Annotated in this window: 16 protein-coding genes and 1 tRNA gene; 16 read left to right on the top strand and 1 reads right to left on the bottom strand. The window is 74.0% G+C overall.

Annotated elements, in window-relative coordinates; all coding sequences use genetic code 11:
- Positions 1 to 157: 157 nt before the first annotated feature.
- The 14 genes from ACFVYI_RS40620 (at position 158) to ACFVYI_RS40555 (ending at position 12,488) form a co-directional block, all read left to right on the top strand.
- Complete coding sequence (locus ACFVYI_RS40620) at positions 158 to 445, top strand: hypothetical protein (RefSeq protein WP_387894875.1); 288 nt, start codon at positions 158 to 160, stop codon at positions 443 to 445.
- An 82-nt stretch (positions 446 to 527) separates the two neighbouring features.
- Positions 528 to 1,559: a DUF2637 domain-containing protein gene (locus ACFVYI_RS40615; protein WP_387894873.1), complete on the top strand. Its 1,032-nt coding sequence runs from the start codon at positions 528 to 530 to the stop codon at positions 1,557 to 1,559.
- Positions 1,556 to 1,897 (top strand): hypothetical protein, encoded by a 342-nt coding sequence (locus ACFVYI_RS40610; RefSeq protein ID WP_387894871.1) that lies wholly within the window; start codon positions 1,556 to 1,558, stop codon positions 1,895 to 1,897. The genes ACFVYI_RS40615 and ACFVYI_RS40610 overlap by 4 nt, the downstream gene beginning before the upstream one ends.
- Positions 1,898 to 1,899: 2 nt before the next feature.
- Positions 1,900 to 2,274: an RRQRL motif-containing zinc-binding protein gene (locus tag ACFVYI_RS40605; RefSeq protein ID WP_387894869.1), complete on the top strand. Its 375-nt coding sequence runs from the start codon at positions 1,900 to 1,902 to the stop codon at positions 2,272 to 2,274.
- Between the two features lie 50 nt (positions 2,275 to 2,324).
- A complete protein-coding gene (locus ACFVYI_RS40600) occupies positions 2,325 to 2,750 on the top strand; it encodes an ATPase (RefSeq protein WP_387894868.1) in 426 nt (141 codons plus the stop codon).
- A gap of 12 nt (positions 2,751 to 2,762) precedes the next feature.
- Positions 2,763 to 4,532 (top strand): hypothetical protein, encoded by a 1,770-nt coding sequence (locus ACFVYI_RS40595; RefSeq protein WP_387894866.1) that lies wholly within the window; start codon positions 2,763 to 2,765, stop codon positions 4,530 to 4,532.
- 103 nt (positions 4,533 to 4,635) lie between these two features.
- A complete protein-coding gene (locus ACFVYI_RS40590; RefSeq protein WP_387894864.1) occupies positions 4,636 to 6,897 on the top strand; it encodes a hypothetical protein in 2,262 nt (753 codons plus the stop codon).
- A 246-nt stretch (positions 6,898 to 7,143) separates the two neighbouring features.
- A complete protein-coding gene (locus ACFVYI_RS40585) occupies positions 7,144 to 7,332 on the top strand; it encodes a hypothetical protein (protein ID WP_387894862.1) in 189 nt (62 codons plus the stop codon).
- 11 nt (positions 7,333 to 7,343) lie between these two features.
- Positions 7,344 to 7,556 (top strand): hypothetical protein, encoded by a 213-nt coding sequence (locus ACFVYI_RS40580; protein WP_387894860.1) that lies wholly within the window; start codon positions 7,344 to 7,346, stop codon positions 7,554 to 7,556.
- A complete protein-coding gene (locus ACFVYI_RS40575; protein WP_387894858.1) occupies positions 7,553 to 7,828 on the top strand; it encodes a hypothetical protein in 276 nt (91 codons plus the stop codon). Before ACFVYI_RS40580 ends, ACFVYI_RS40575 begins: the two co-directional genes overlap by 4 nt.
- Positions 7,829 to 8,060: 232 nt before the next feature.
- Positions 8,061 to 8,990, top strand: a complete 930-nt coding sequence (locus ACFVYI_RS40570) for a DNA primase (protein ID WP_387894857.1) — start codon at positions 8,061 to 8,063, stop codon at positions 8,988 to 8,990.
- A 181-nt stretch (positions 8,991 to 9,171) separates the two neighbouring features.
- On the top strand, positions 9,172 to 10,665 hold the full coding sequence (locus tag ACFVYI_RS40565) for a YfjI family protein (protein ID WP_387894879.1): 1,494 nt from the start codon (positions 9,172 to 9,174) through the stop codon (positions 10,663 to 10,665).
- Between the two features lie 414 nt (positions 10,666 to 11,079).
- Positions 11,080 to 11,322 (top strand): excisionase family DNA-binding protein, encoded by a 243-nt coding sequence (locus tag ACFVYI_RS40560; protein ID WP_387894877.1) that lies wholly within the window; start codon positions 11,080 to 11,082, stop codon positions 11,320 to 11,322.
- Positions 11,322 to 12,488, top strand: coding sequence for a tyrosine-type recombinase/integrase (locus ACFVYI_RS40555; RefSeq protein WP_387894855.1), 1,167 nt, complete (start codon positions 11,322 to 11,324; stop codon positions 12,486 to 12,488). The genes ACFVYI_RS40560 and ACFVYI_RS40555 overlap by 1 nt, the downstream gene beginning before the upstream one ends.
- Before the next feature lie 73 nt (positions 12,489 to 12,561).
- On the opposite strand, the gene ACFVYI_RS40550 is transcribed toward ACFVYI_RS40555, so the two are convergent.
- Positions 12,562 to 12,634 (bottom strand) — tRNA-Arg (locus ACFVYI_RS40550).
- A 349-nt stretch (positions 12,635 to 12,983) separates the two neighbouring features.
- On the opposite strand from ACFVYI_RS40550, the gene ACFVYI_RS40545 reads away from it, so the two are divergent.
- Together ACFVYI_RS40545 and ACFVYI_RS40540 are read left to right on the top strand one after the other, a co-directional pair.
- A complete protein-coding gene (locus ACFVYI_RS40545; RefSeq protein WP_387894854.1) occupies positions 12,984 to 14,525 on the top strand; it encodes a glycosyltransferase family 39 protein in 1,542 nt (513 codons plus the stop codon).
- A 179-nt stretch (positions 14,526 to 14,704) separates the two neighbouring features.
- Positions 14,705 to 15,691 (top strand): YhjD/YihY/BrkB family envelope integrity protein, encoded by a 987-nt coding sequence (locus tag ACFVYI_RS40540; protein WP_387894852.1) that lies wholly within the window; start codon positions 14,705 to 14,707, stop codon positions 15,689 to 15,691.
- Positions 15,692 to 15,813: the final 122 nt, after the last annotated feature.

Raw genomic sequence — 15,813 nt, 5'->3', positions numbered from 1 at the left:
CAACCGCCTGCCCTCGTCGTCATCGATCTCACGGACCTGCACGCGTTCAGCCACGTGATCATTCTGACCGTCCGGCGCCCATCAGCACAGCAACCAGACGGTGCATCAGAAACGAGGCGAACGTTGTCTGATGCGGCACTAGAGAAGAGGTAGACCCGTGAGGTCGATTGTTGCAGGCCAGACGGCCCTGGATGGCGCCGAGTTCGCCGAGTTGGCGCTCGGCGTGGACTCGGACTTCACCCGGCTGTTCACCGGGGTGCCCGGAGAGAACGACGTCGAGCGCGACGCCCGAATGGACGCCGCACACGACGTCCTGGTGGATCTGCACCGGGAGGACCCGGAGCTGGCCGCCTTCGCCACCGCGCTCATGAAGGCGGCGCCGGTGCCGCTGCGGCGCCCGGCCGTCATCCGCCGTACCGCGAACGTGGAGCGGGTGGCGGCGTGATCGCTCAGACCGTGCTCACGGCGCTCACGCCTTCGGCGAGCGCGCTCACCGGCCGCTCACGGCGGCAGGATCGGGGGCCGCGATGAAGGTGCCGACGACCCCCGCACAGATCCGGTCCGCCGAGCGGGCGCTGAGCGTCGGGACATGGACGATCACGCTCGGCGCGGTGCTCTACAGCGTGCTCACGGTGACCCCGCTCATGGCCGGACACAGCCCGAAGGACTGGGAGTGGACGGCGCCGATCCTGCCACTGGTCGTGGACGCGGCCGTGGTGATCGTGGTCCGCATGGACGCCACGCTGGCCCGGCTCGGCGGCGACGGCGGCCGCTGGCCGACGGTACTGCGCTGGATGACCGGCCTCATGACCGTGCTGCTCAACATCGGTCAGTCGGCTCTCGACGGTGACCGGGTCGGGGTGGCGGTCCACTCGGTGGCGCCCCTGCTGCTGATCGTCACGGCGGAGACCTCGCTGGCCTACCGGCGTGCGATCGCCATCGCGCTGGCCGCCCGTGAGACGGCCGAGCGCGCCGAGCGGGCGGAGCGCGAACGCCGTGCCGAGGAGACGCGCCGGCAGGAACGCGAAGACCGCCTGGCGGAGTTCGACGCGGCCGAGCGACGCGACCGTGAGCGCCGTGAGCACGACCAGCGCATGGCCCGCGAGCAGCGTGAGCATGAAGCCCGGATGCTGCGCGAGGGGCGGGACGAGCGGGACCAGCGCGAGCAGGCCGAGCGCGACGAGCAGGCCCGGCGGGAGGCCGCCGAGCGGGACGAGCGCGAGCGTCGTGAGCGCGAGGCGAGCGAGCGTGAGCGCCGTGAGCGGGCCGACCGCGAGGAGCGGGAGCGGCAGGCCCGCGAGGCGAGCGAGCGGCTGCGGCAGGAGCTCCTCTCCGCGCCGGCCGTGACCGAGCGGCTGCCCGAGGACATGGCCCGGATGACCGTAGAGGCCGCCGCCGCTCTGGGCCTGCCGCAGCGCCGCGCAGTCGAGCTGACCGGCTGGTCGGCCGGATGGGTCGCCGCCCGCTACCAGGAACAGCGTGCCGGCCGGTCGGAGCGGCCCGCCCTGCACGCCGTCCCCGCCACCACCACGACCACCAGCGAGGAGCAGGCATCGTGACCACCAGCACCGAGACCACCACCGGCCAGATCGGCGCGGCCGGCGCCCTGCTGGCCATCCTCACCGCCCACCGGAGCCTGCCCACGCCGTCCCCCGAGCTGCGGGAGATCAGCGCGGCCGGCACCTGGGCATGGGGCGTGCGCCTGTCCCTGCACGACGGCCTCGACCAGTTCGAGCAGTGGCGCGACGCGCTCTGCCTGAGCCCGGCCGATGTCAACCACAAGCACAGCTACAGCAGCACACTGGCTTGGCTCATCGTCACCGGCACTGCCTACGGCGTCCCCATCGAGCTGGTCGGCTACTACGACCTGCCCGAGCCCGCCACCACCTGGGCCTGACCGTGGGACGCCCGCGCTTCTGGGACCCGGCCGGTGACCGGCACGGCGGCACCCCCACCTACCCGTGGCGGATGGCCCCGACCGGCTACCTCACCCGCCGCCAGCTCCGCGCCCGCGGCCTTCGCCCCGGCGGCCAGCCCGTGGCCGGTCAGATCCTCTGGCGGTCCCGCTTCGGCGGCACCCGCCCCGCGTTCCTCTACCGCCTCGCCCTGGCCAAGCCCGTGCGGCCGATGACCCCCGCGAGGGCCGCCGCCCTCGCCAAGGCCAACGCCGCCCGCCGGACCTGCCCCGGCTGCGGCCGCGACGCCGGATACGTGCTCCCCGCGCACCTTGGCACCTGTCTGCCGTGCGCGGACGGCACCGCCCTCGCGGCCTGACCCCTCCCCCTCGGCTTCTCTCGCTCCACCAGCGAAGGGATCACCCTGTCATGTCCGTGACCGAAATCCGGGTCGTCAGCTTCGGGTACCTGCACGGCGCCCCGCCCCAGGACGCCACCCTCGTGCTCGACCTGCGCCGGCACTTCCGCGACCCGCACGTCGACCCGACCCTGCGCTACCAGAGCGCCGAGGACCTGCCCGTGCGCCGGGCCGTCATGGGGACCCCGGGCATCCGGGAGGCCATCACGGCCGCCGCCCTGGTCGTCGACGCGTTCGACGCCGGGCCGACCGACGCACCGCTGACGGTGGCGGTCGGCTGCGCGGGTGGCCGCCACCGCGCCGCGACCGTCGCCATGGCCCTCGCCCGGCGCCTCGCCAAGACCGGCGCCCCTGTGACCCTCACCCACCGCGACCTGCCCAAGGACGTGGTCGAGCGCACCGCCGAGGGCGACGCCATCGCCCCGGCCGGTGCCTGAGAGGAGGTACCCGTGTCCGACACCCTCGCCCCGCCGTCCACCGGCACGTTCCACGACGCTCCGACCCAGCCCCTCGCCGCCCCGACCGAGCAGCAGGCCACGCCGTCGGGCGAGTCGCGGCAGAGCCCGCGCCTGGCCCACACTCGGGGCGGCCTCCCGGTGATTCCGCTGGCGGTGGCCACCGGCAACACCACGATCGCCGCCGTCTCCGCCGCCGCGTTGGCGGGTGGGCCGTTGGCTCTGGCCCTGCTCGCGGGCGGTGCGGCCACCGCGACCGGGGTGGCCGCACTGCGGGCCCGCTCCCGCCGCACCCCCGCCTCCAAGACGTCCAAGCGCACCGGCGGCCAGACCGCCAACAGGTTCACCGGCTCCACCGGTTCGACCTCCCGTGCCCCGGGGGCCGGCGGGCACCGCTCGCCGACGACCGGCGCTGCTGCCAGTGGCGGGCGGGGCCTGGCGGGCCGTCACCAGCGCGGCACCACGGGCACGGCCGGTTCCACCGGTTCGCCCGCCGGCGCCGGTTCCGGTGGCCGGGCAGGCGCGCACCGCACGCCCGGCACGACCGCGGGCGCGGCCGGCCGTACCTCCCGGCAAGGCACCCCGGGTACGGCCGGTGGCGGTGCGGGTCGGGCCGGTGGTTCGGCGGCCGGGCGGATCCCGTCGGCCCGGTCGGGCGGGGTGTCGGCGGCGGGGGTTCGGGCCGCGCAGGTGCGGGCCGCCCGCGCCGAGCGGTCCGCCGCCGCGCCGAGCGTGCGGGATCGCCGCACGCAGGACACGGCCGCCCGTCGCACCGTCGGCGATGCCCGCCGCGCCGCGAAGCAGACCGCCGCGGACCAGCGGCGCGCCGCGAAGGCCCAGGCGAAGCAGGCCGCCCGCTCCGGCCACCAGGCAACCGCGGGCGTCGCTCCCGCCGCCCGCTCCGCCAAAGAGGCGGCGAAGGCGGCCAAGCGCCAAGCCCGGGAGGGACAGCTCATGGCCCGCCGGCAAGCGAAGGACGGGCGGGTGGATCAGCGAGTGCGGGATCGGCGGGTAGCGATGCGCAAGGGCGCGGTCGCCCGCGCGGCCCGCAAGCGCCTGCGCCGCTCGGCGTGGCGGTACTGGGCCCGGTGGGCGGGTGCCGCGCTGCTGGCCGGTGCGGTCGGCGTGCTCGGCACCGTCACCACCCCGATCGGCCGCCGCCTGGGTGCGCCCTGGCTGATGCACCCCGGCCGTCGGCTGTTCGCCCGCATGGTCGACAACGCCCGCGCCGAGCGCGACGGCCGGGACCAGGCCATCGCGGCCGCGCTGGAAGCGGACCTGCAGGCCGCCGAGGACCTCGACCGCGCCGAGACCGGCACGGACACCGCCGCCGCCGCCGTCGCGGACACCGTGCCGCGCGCGCCCCGCAACCACAACTCGACCGACAGCAACGCCACGTCGTCTCTGGGAGAGCCCATGACCGCCACGTTCAGCTTCGCCGCCGTCGCCGCCGAGATGGAGGCCCTGGCCCACACCTTCGAGCCCGACGGAATGATGGCCGTCCTCCAGATGTGCGAGGAGCTGCCCGAAGCCCTCCAGTCCATCGCCAACGTCTTCAAGATCCTGGCGGAGAAGGCCGACACCGAGTTCCCGCTGGAGCCCGCGGTCGGCGAGGCCTTCAACGAGGTCTACATCACCATCCAGATGGCGAGCCTGGCCGGGGGCGAGGTCGGCCCGATCTTCCGGGACGTCCACGAGCAGGACATCCGCCGCCACGAGGACCCCCGCAACGGCGAGGACAAGTGGGACACCACCAACAACTAGCCGCGTCGTAGGCCCAAGTTCCACCACCACCTGCTCTTCCCGCCCTGGGGCGGGCCGCACCTCTGCGGCCCGCCCCGGCCCACACCTGGAGACGAGTCCTCTCGTGGTCGAGAACCTGAACCTCACCAACCTCCCCGCCGACACCCCCACCCGCGACCGGCCCAAGCAGCCCAAGACCCCACGCCCGGCGAAGGGAGTGCCGCTGGACTGGGCCGCGCCGCACGGCCCCATCACCGGCGCCCTCTCCGCCGCGACCGGCGCCGGCGCGGTCGCCCTGCTCGGCGCCGCGACCGGGATGCCCGAGACCCTGCCGCTCGCCGTCGGCGCGGCCGGCGCCCTGGGGCACGGCATCGGCTGGAGCGTGCGCCGCCGCCTCACCGCCATGTCCGTCACCACCCGCGCCGCGTCCTGGCTGCTCGCCGGCAGCTGGACCGCCTGGGCCATGCACACCGGCCCCCTCTCCTGGGCCGCCGCCGGAACCCTCGCCGGCATCGGGGTCGGCATCGGCGCGATGGCCTCCACCGCCGCCGTCCACGAGGAAGCCGCCGAGGAGGAACGCCTCGCCCTCTCCCCCCAGGCCGTGAAGGCCGCCGACGCCCTCGACCACCGCCGCCGGGCGATCGCCCGCGAGTGGGAGGAGCGCATCCGGCGCGTCGCCGGGGTGCAGACCCGGGTATTCGCGGTCGAGTTCTGGAAGACCGGCGGCGGCTACTCACTCGCCGCTGAACTGCCCGGCGGGACCGCGACGTGGGACCAGATCGCCGCGAAGGCCCGCGCCATGGCCGGAGACGCGAAACTCCCGCTCGGCTGCGTGATCGCCGTGGAGGAGGGCAACATCCAAGGCCGCGTCGTGTTGGACATCCCGACCGTCAACGGCATGGCCAACGTGCAGAACTACCCGGCCGACTACTCGCCACTGTCGATCATGACCGGCATCCCCTGGGGCATGCTCCCCAACCTCGACCCCGTGCAGGTGTTCCTGCGGGAGGCGTGCGCGCTGCTGCTCGGCCCGCCCGGATCCGGCAAGTCCAACCTGGTCGACGGCGTGCTCACCGGGTTCGCCCGCTGCACCGACGTCGTCACGTGGGTGATCGACCTGAAGGCCGGCGCGGTCGGCATCCCCTGGATGCGCCCCTACCTGGAAGCCCAGGGGCTGAAGGCCGCGCAGGCCGGCACCACCCCCGCCCCGAAGGGCACCCGGCCGGGCGTGGACTGGATCGCCTCCACCCCCGCCGAGGCCCTGCGCCTCATGGAGGCCGCGCTGCGGATCAACGCCGCCCGCCAGCAGCAGTACCAGGACCTCCTCGACCGCGAGGACACCACGCTTCTGCCCGTCTCCCCGTCCCTGCCGCAGATCATGGTGGTCGTCGACGAAGGCGCCGAACTGCTGTCGATCAAGCCCACCGCGCCGCAGGTCATGAAGGACCTGCGCGAGGCGGTCCGCAAGGCCATGCGCACCACCCGCGCCATGGCCGTCCGGTTCGTCCTCACCGCCGTGGACGGTAACGTCTCGGCGCTCGGTGACACCGAGGTCCGCAAGTTCTCCCCGGTCGGCGTCGCCCTCACCAGCGGTGAGAGCGCCGGGAACAACCTGCTGAAGATGTTCCCCCGTGCCAAGGTCGACACCCGCCAGCTCAACGCCAAGGGCACCGGCGTCATTGGCGCGAGCGGCGCCGACGGATTCGCCCCCACCCCGTTCAAGACCTGGAAGACCAGCCCCTCCCAGGTCCGCGAAGCGATCCTGGCGACCAACCACCTGAGGCCGGCCCTGGACAAGGTGTCCGCCGTTGCGGCCGGCGAGGACTACGCCCGCCGGTGGGACCCGGACCGCGCGGGCTGGCTCTGGACCAAGCCCACCCCGAGCACCGAGGCAGAGACCGACGCGAGCGACGGCGCGGACACCGGCGCCGGCCGGGCGCGGCCGCAGGGGCTCAACCTCTCCTACAACCACGGCTCCACCGAACCGCGGCCCGCCCGGAACCGGCTCCTCAAAGACCGCACCACCGGGCTCGGACTCAACCTCTCCTACAACCGCACCACCCCCAAGCCCACCGCGGCTCCGGTACCCGAGCCGGAGCAGGACGACGCGGACAGCGTCTACGAGCCGGTCACCGACCCCGCCCCCGGACTGCTCGTGCGCGCCCACGCCGCCATCACGAACAAGGGCGGGGACCGCATGTTCATCGCCGACCTCGCCGCCGCGCTCGGCGTCGACGCCCAGACCCTCGGCACCGACCTCAACGCGATCCTGCGCGCCGTCGACGTCGCCCGGCCCGGCGCCGGCACCGTCCGCATCGACGGCGACACCAAGGCCGGCTTCTACGCCCACACCCTCGCCGACGCCCTCAATCGCTACCGCAAGTAGCCGAACCAGGGCCACACAGGGCCACACGTGAAGGGTCACACAGGCCCACACACGCCCGTGTGGGGCACACGGGCCTGTGTGGCCCTCTGACCTGCCCGTGTGGCCCGTGTGGGGCACACGCGCGGGCCACACAAACCCCCGCCCCGGGCCCCGGAACCGGCCTCAGGGTCACACACCGGCCCGACCGTGTGCCCCACACGCACTCATGACGCCCAGTCACCAAAACTGCATCGAGAGGACGCCGCCATGGCCGTCACCGTCAGCGTCACCATCCTGCTCGCCGTCATCGCCGCCCTCCTCCTCAAGGGCCGCCGGGTCGGCCCCGGCACCGCCGCGATCCTGTGGCTGTCCGGCTTCACCACCGCCTCCACCGGCCTCGCCGACCCGGTGAACACCTTCCTCGCCGCCCTCGCCGGCATCGTCACCGGCCACTGACGGCCGCCGCGATGCCCACCCCCGCCGCGATCCGCCCGCTCGCCGCCGTCCACCTGCGCGAAGCGCTCACCGCCGCCGCCGACGGCCGGGCCCCCGCCGCCCTCGCCGCCCTCCTCCACATCGACCCCGACTCGTGGACCGCGATCGAGCAGCGCACCGCCGCCCTCGGCACCGACCTCATCGACCTCCTCGCCACCGCCGCCCGCACCGGAGGAACCCCATGAGCACCACCACCGACCTCGCCGTCGCCGCCGTCCTGTTCGGCCCCGGCCTCGCCGCCGCCGTCCCCGTCCTGCTCTCCCAGCGCGGCGCCCGCACCGACTCCGCCGCCATCCAGCAGGTCCTCGCCGAATCCGCCGCCGAACGCGCCACCAGGGCCACCACCGGCGACGGCCAGGCCCCGCCCGACGGTGGCGAACCGGCCCCCACCCCGGCCGCCGAACCCGTGGTCCGCCTCGCCACCGTCCTCCCGTTCCGCACCCGCGCCGCCGCCTAGGCCCCGCGCGGTGGCGGCCCTGGACTGGCGCGATGCCCGCCACTACGACCGCACCGGCGACCGCCCGTGCCGCTGGTGCGGGCGCCCCACCCCTCTCCGCGACGAGCAGCGCAGACCCTCGCACAAGGTCTGCGCCGAGCAGCACCAATCACCCGCCGCCCCGGCCCCGGCCGCAAGGCCGGGACCCTCGGCAGCCCTGTTGCCCACCCCTTCAGCCGTAGGCGAGGAACCCATGTCCGACGTTCCGTTCAGCCTGTCCCGCAGCCACCGCATCATCAGCCCGCGAGAAGGCCACTACCCCTTCCCGCCCATCGTCCGTCTCGCCCTCGACCTCACCGATCGGGCCCTGCCCGTGGTGCCGTTGCGCGACGGCAAGCTGCCCGTCGGCAACTGCCGCGCCTGCACGGGCAACGCGTGCGGCGGCCGGCCGAACATGAAGTTCCCCGGCCCCTGCGAGTGCCCCAGGCCGTGCCACGGGTGGGCCGCCGCCACCTCCAACCCCTCCATCGTCACCAGCCCGCACTGGCTGCGCGCGTGGCGGGAGGCCGAGGCCGTGGCCTACCACCCGGCCGGGGCCAAGGTCACCGTCCTCGACCTCGACAGCGCCGACGCCGTCGACTGGGCCCGCGCCGCGCTGCCCGCCACCCTGACCGTGCCCACCACCCGGGGCGAGCACTGGATCTACCGGGGCGTCATGCGCTCCGCCAACTCCGTGCGCCCCGGCGTGGACATCAAGTCCGCCATGGCCTACGCCCGGTGGTACGGCACCGGCACCGGCACGGCGGTGGATCTGCCCGACGCCGTCCGCGCCCTCGCGGCCAAGGAAGACACCAACCCCGCGCCGTCGGGGGAGGGGTTGGTGTCTTCCACCCCCGACGGCGGGTGGACCCGCACGACGGACCACGGCTGCCGCCACACCGAGCGCTACGTCCAGACCGGCCTGGCCCGGGGCGTGGAACTCATCCGCGGCCGCCGCAAGAGCGGCGCCGGCTCCCAGGCGTTCGGCGCCGCCCGCTTCCTCGCCGCCCAGCACACGAACTGCCCCGGCCCGTGCGACCTCGACACCCTCGGCGACCAGCTCATCGACGCCGCCGTCCACGTCGGCGTCCCCCGCGACTACGCCACCCGCGCGGTCGCCCGCGGCTTCAACACCGCCGCCTGACACCCGCCACCGCCCGGGGGAGACCGGAACAGCGCCGCTCCGGCCTCCCCCGACCCCGCCCCCAACCTGCCCCCACCACGACCACGCACCTGGAGGAGTCTTGACCGTCCCCGCACCGCGCTCCGACGACCACCCGCACGACAGCGCCGGCCCGCTGTTCCGCGACGGCTGGGAGGACGACATGGAGCCGTCCGCCCGGCCGGAGGCGTGGGACGAGCCGATCCCGCTCGGGGAGTCCCGCGAGCTGCCCGCGTTCCCCACCGACGCCCTGCCCGGCTGGCTGGGCGAGATGGTGGCCGCCGTCGCGGAGGAGACGCAGACGCCCGCCGACCTCGCCGGGTGCCTGGCCCTGGCCTGCCTCGCGGCCGCCGCCGGCGGCCGGGTCGTGGTCCGCATCCGCGGCCGCTGGCACGAGCCGCTGAACATCTACACCGCCGTCGCCCTGCCGCCCGGCAACCGCAAGAGCGCGGTGTTCGACCTGATGACCAAGCCCATCATGCAGGTCGAGAAGGAACTGCAGGCCTCCAGCGCGATCCGCAAGACCGAAGCCGAGGCCACCCAGCGCATGCTGCGCGCGGCCGCCGAGCGGGCCGCCACCAAGGCCGCGGGCGCCGACCCCGAGGACCGGGAGAAGGCCACCCTGGAGGCCCTGGCTCTCGCCCGCGACGCCGAGGCCGTCACCGTCCCGGCCGCCACCCAGCTCATCGCCGACGACGCCACCCAGTCCTCCCTGGCCACCCTCCTCGCCGAGCAGGGCGGCCGGATCGCCATCATGAGCCCCGAGGGCGGCGTGTTCGACATCATCGCGGGCCTGTACTCCGGGCCGCCGGACATGACCATCTTCCTCAAGGGCCACGCCGGGGACATGGTCCGCGTCAACCGGCAGAGCCGGGACTCCCAGTACATCGAGCGGCCCGCCGTCACCATGGGCCTGGCCATCCAGCCCGAGGTCCTGGAGGCCATCGCCAAGGTCAAGGGCGCCGACGGCCGCGGGCTGCTCGCCCGCTACCTCTACGCCGTCCCCGTCTCCCTCGTCGGGCACCGCAGGCTCGACCCCGACCAGATCCCCGACAAGGTCGCCGACACCTACACCGACAAGCTCACCAGCCTCACCAAGGAACTCGCCGACTGGACCGACCCGGCCGTCCTCCAGCTCACGTCTGAGGCCGATGCCGTCCTCCTCGCGTTCCAGAAGGTCACCGAATCCCGCCTTGCCAAGGGCCGCAGCTTCGCCCCGATCGTGAAGTGGGCCAGCAAGCGCGACGGCGCCGTCGCCCGCCTCGCCGGACTCCTCCACCTCGCCACCCACCCCACCGACGGGTGGCGCCGGCCGATCGACGCCGCCACCATGGCCGCCGCCACCCGCCTGGGCGACTACTTCACCATCCACGCCTTGCACGTCTTCGACGCCATGGGCGCCGACCCGGCCCGCGACGCCGCCCGCGCTCTCCTGGACCACCTGCGTGCCAACCCGGCGGCCGGCGCCTTCACCAAGCGCGACCTGTTCCGCGCTGTCTCCCGCGCCGACTTCGCCAACGTCTCCGACCTGGACCCCGCCCTGGAACTCCTGGAGGAACACGGCTGGCTGCGGATGCTGCCCCCGCCCCCGCGCTCCGGCAAGGGCGGCCGCCCCAAGTCCCCCCGCTACCAGGCCCACCCCCACCTCGCCCCCTGACCCACCCCCGAACCCCAGGGGGCTGACACAACTGACACAACCCCCTGGCAAGGCCACTGACCTGCGGAAACACCCGACATCGCCGCTCTGACAAAACCTCCGGAAACTCTGACAGAACCCCCCGCCCGCCGGTTCTGTCACAGGCCCGCCCGCCGTGACACAACCCCGCCCACCGAGGTTCTGTCAGAGTTTTTACCGGTTCTGTCAGAGCAGCGATCATGAACAAAACCACAGGTCAGAGCCCATTGCGCGGGGTTCTGTCAGTTCTGTCACGCCTCCCGGCCCATTCCGCCGCAGGAGGGCACCTTGGCCAATCGCCGCGCACCGGCCACGCCGCCGCACACCGACCCCAAACAGGACTCCATCACGGGGCCGTCCACTCGCCGAAGGAACAACCTCGTATCGGAGCCCGGGCTGGCTTCCTCCACGCCCCGGGAACAGTTGCTCAACGTCGCCGAGGTCGCCCAAATGCTCGGCACCTGGAAGACGAGCGGAGAGCGCTTTCCCCGCCGGTTGATCGAAGAACGCCGGATCGCCTTCGTCAAGGTCGGCCGGCACGTCCGCATCCCGGCGTCGGCCGTCGCCCAGTTCATCGCCGAGAACACCGTGCAGCCCATCCCCGTCCGCCGCTCCACCATGAACAGGAACGCCGCCTGATGGCCAGTAAGAAGAACAGCCGTCGCCGCTTCGGCTCCGTCCGTCAGCTCCCCTCCGGCCGCTGGCAGGTCCGCTACCGCGATCCGCTGACCGGAGAGCTGCGGCCCGACGAGATGACGTATGCCACCAAGACCGACGCCGAGGTCAGGCTGAGTCAGCTCGAAGCCGACATCACCCGTGAGAAGTGGGTCGACCCGGACGCCGGGAAGGTGAACTTCGGTGAGTACGCCACCCGCTGGCTCAAGGAGCGCAAGCTGGAGGAGACCACTCGGGAGCGGTATGAGACGGCGCTCCGGCTGCACATCATGCCGACCCTCGGCCCGAGGTTCGTCGTGGAGATCTCTCCGGCGCGGGTGCGTACCTGGAGGACTCGTCTGCTGGAGTCCGGCGTCGGTGAGCCCACCGTGGTCAAGGCGTACCAGATGCTACGGGCCATCATGAACACCGCTGTGGACGACGAGCTGATCAAGCGCAACCCGTGCCGGGTCAAGGGCGCCGACACCTACGACGTCCCCGAGCGGCCGGTCCTGTCCGTCGCCGAGGTCTTCGCCGCGGCTGATGCCATCGCGCCCCGGTGGCGGGCGCTAGTCCTGGTGACCGCGTTCACCACGCTGCGGTTCGGTGAACTGGCTGCGCTCCGCCGTCGCGATGTCGACCTGGACGCGCGGCTTCTGCGAGTCCGCCGGAACCAGGCCGAGCTGTACAGCGGGAAGCTCTACGACAAGGCGCCGAAGAGCCGCGCGGGATTCCGCCCCGTTGCGTTCCCGACCTCGATCGTGGACGCCCTCCGGCACCACCTGGAGCACTTCGCGGGGCAGGGGGCGGACGGCCACATGTTCGTCGGGCCGCGCGGCGGCCTCCTCCGCCGGAGCAACTTCCGGGACGACTGGATCGCCGCCAAGGCGGGGGCGGGGATCCCGGCAGAGGTGCACTTCCATGACCTGCGCCACACCGGGAACAACATGGCGTCGCAGAGCGGTGCGAGCACCCGGGAGCTGATGACCCGCATGGGCCACAGCACGGCACGGGCCGCGCTGATCTACCAGCACATGACCAGCGACCGCGACCGAGCCATCGCCGACCGGATGGGCGAGATGGTCCAGAAGGAGCTGGAGAAGGACGCCCCGCCGGACCAATCTGGCACGGACGTGGCACAGGCCGACTAGCGGTCCGGAACGACAGAGGCCCAGGCCGGAGGGATTCACCCTCCGGCCTGGGCCTTTTCTGCGTTCCGCGCTGTGCCCCAGGCAGGATTCGAACCTGCGACACCGGCTTTAGGAGAGCCGTGCTCTATCCCCTGAGCTACTGAGGCGGGGTCGTTCGCGGTCGGGCGGCGCGCGTGGTGCGAGGAGCACCGGCCGACCGCTGACAGCCTAGCGGATCGGGACGTGGCCACGCCGGGTCGGGCCGTCGGTCGGGTGGGGCCGTCGACCGGGGCGGGCCCGGCGGTGGCGCGGCCGCGAGCCGTGGGGAGTCCGCGTGCGAAGGGTGTACGAGTAGGTGGGATCATGGGAAGGGTGCCGATGGTCCCCGGCGACGGGGCGTCACATTCTGCTCCAGTAGCCTGGAGCGAACCGGCGTTCCGGCGCGCGGTGTTGGCGTCCGCGCCGGCTCCGGCACGCCTGCAACAACGCACCACCGCAAGGACGAGGCGCTTCACCATGACATCAGCCGGCCGGCGGCACCCGGCCCTCCGGGCCCTGGGCCAGGTGTGGCTCTGGCCGGCGCTGGCGATGCTCTGCGTCGGCGGCTACCGGCTCGGAACGCCCGAGCTGTGGCGGGACGAGGTAGCGACCTGGACGGTGGCCACCCGCTCGCTCGGCGATCTGCTCGGGTTGCTCGGCCACATCGACGCCAGCAACGGCGCGTACTACCTGCTGATGCACGGCTGGACCTCGGTGTTCGGCGATTCCGCGATCGCGCTGCGGCTGCCCTCCGTGCTGGCGATGGCCGGGGCGGCCGCGTTCGTGGCGCTCACCGCCCAGCGGTTGTTCGGCGGCCGGGTGGCGGCGGTCGGCGGCGGGCTGCTGTTCACCGCGGTGCCGCTGGTCTCGCGGTACGCGCAGGAGGCCCGCTCGTACGCCCTGGTGACCTGCGCGGTCGCGGCGGCCACCTGGTTCCTGCTGCGCGCGCTGGAACGGCCGGAGCTGCGGCGCTGGGCGCCGTACTGCGTGGCGATGGCGGTGGCGGGCGCCGGCCATCTGATCTCGTTCGCGACGCTGGCCGGACAGCTGGCCGTGGTGCTGCTGCACCTGTGGCGGACGCGCGCAGCCGTGCAGCGGCGACTGCTCTGGCAGTACCCGCTGGCCGTGCTGGTGGCGGCACTGCCGGTGCTGCCGGTGGTGCTGCTGGGCAGCCGGCAGTCCGGGCGGCAGCTGGGCTGGATCGGCACGCCGACGTTCTACCAGCTGCGGCACTTCGGTGAACCGCTGTTCGGCTCGGCCGGGGTGTTCCACACCTTCGTCCTGCTGGGCCTGCTCGCGCTGGTGCTGCCGGGGCGCCGCCTGCCCTCGCTCCAACTGCTGCTGCTCGCGGTGCTGCCGGTGGTCGGCGTCTGGCTGGTGTCGCGCGGCAGCACCTCGTACTTCGTCGACCGGTACCTGCTCTTCACGGTGCCTGCCTGGGCGGCGCTGGCCGGCGGCGGGGTGCAGGCGGTCTACACGACGGTGGCGGCGGCCGCGCGGCGCAGCCGGACGCCGCGGCAGGTCCGGGCCGCGGGCGCGCTGCTGGCCGTCGGGCTGATCGCGGTGCCCGCCCTGGTGGCACTGCCCAAGCAGTCCTCGGTGCGGTACCCGGGCTCGCACTCCTTCTCCCGCGAGCCGTACCGGGCGGCGGCCGATCTGATCACGGCCGGGTACCGGCCCGGGGACGGGCTGGCGACCCCGCTCGGCGACCAGAGCTGGGCGATGGTCGAGCAGGGTGTCTCCTACTACCTGCCCGAGGCCGTCCGACCGTACCCGGTCTTCGTCGAGCGCAGCGCCGTCGAGGCCGAGGACCTCTTCCCGACCACCTGTCCGCAGCTGGTCGCGTGCCTGGGCCAGGGGCAACGGACCTGGCTGCTCGTGCTGGGGGACACCGCCGAGCCGCTGACCGCCATGCCCCCGGAGCAGGCGCAGGCCCTCCTGGCCAGGTACGGCCCGCCCGACCGGGTGACGCCGCTCGGCGGGGTGACGCTCGCCCTGCTGGACGGCACCACCGGCTGAGCCGGGTCCGCGTCGCGCCCGATCCGCGCCCGATCCGGCTGGGCCCGCCCCGCGCCGCGGCGGCAGCGGTCCGCCCCGGATGCGGCCCTCCGGCGACCGGGTGACCATGGAGCACGGTGACCAGGGCGCCTCCGGCAGCCCACCCGTCCACGGTCGGGACATGCCCCAGGAGGACGCCTGTGAGCGAGCACCCGGCCGGGCGGGTGGCCCGGCTGAAGGCGCGGTCGGCGGAGCTGGCCCGGCTCGCGCGCGAGTTGCCCGAGCACGTACCGCTGGTGGGCCGGGCGCTCGGCCAGCTGCTGCGGGTGAACCTCCTGGACTGCGCGACCCGGCTGGCCGCCCAGGCGTTCCTGAGCGCGCTGCCCGCGCTCTTCGTGGTGGCGGTGTTCACCCCGGCCGCGGTCCGTGAGGGCTTGGTGCGCTCGCTCCGCAAGGAACTGGGGCTGGAGGGCGCGGCGCAGCAGTCGGTGCAGCAGATGCTGCAGACCAGCCACGACCAGGAGACCACCATCGGTGCGCTCGGCGCGCTGGTGACACTGGTCTCGGCGACGGCGCTGAGCCGGGCGATGCAACGGGTCTGCGAGCGTTGCTGGGAGCTGCCCAAGTCGGGTTCGCGGGTGGCGGCCTGGCGCTGGCTGGTCTGGCTGCTCGTGTGGCTGGTCTGCCTGGTGTTCCAGACGCCGGTACGGGACGGCTTCGGCCTGGGCGCCTGGCTGGGGGTGCCGCTGACCTTCCTGGACGCCACGTTGCTCTGGTGGTGGACGCAGCACCTGCTGCTGGTCGGCCGGGTGCGCTGGCTGCCGCTGCTGCCGGGGGCGCTGCTCTGCGGGGCGGTGGTGGCGGGGCTGGGGATCGCCGCGCGGGTCTACCTGCCGCGCGCGATGGGGCACAGCGTGACGCAGTTCGGGCCGTACGGGGTGGTCTTCACCGGGCTCTCCTGGCTGATCGTGATGTTCACCGGGCTGACGCTGGCGATCGCGCTGGGCCGGGTGGTGTCGGAGGAGGAGACGGTCGCGCACTGGCTGGGCTCCCGTACCGAGCCGGGCGTCTGGGGCGGCGCCCGGCTCGACCCGGAGGAGGCGGGCGGGGCGGACGGGGCGGAGGACGCGGACGAGGCCGGGAACGGCGCGGCCGGTGAGGGTGCGGCCGGCTCGCCGGGCGGCTGACGCGCCTCGGCGGGGGGACCCGGCACCCGGTGCCCCCCCGAGGGGGGGCACAGGGTGGTTGGGGCGGGGGGGGCGTGGGGGTGAGATCATACCGGGGAGCCCGGGCAGGGATGTCGGCGGAG

The organism is Kitasatospora sp. NPDC058218 (genome assembly GCF_042882445.1).
In the GTDB taxonomy this organism is placed as follows: domain Bacteria; phylum Actinomycetota; class Actinomycetes; order Streptomycetales; family Streptomycetaceae; genus Kitasatospora.
This window is presented reverse-complemented; position numbering and strand designations above follow the sequence as displayed.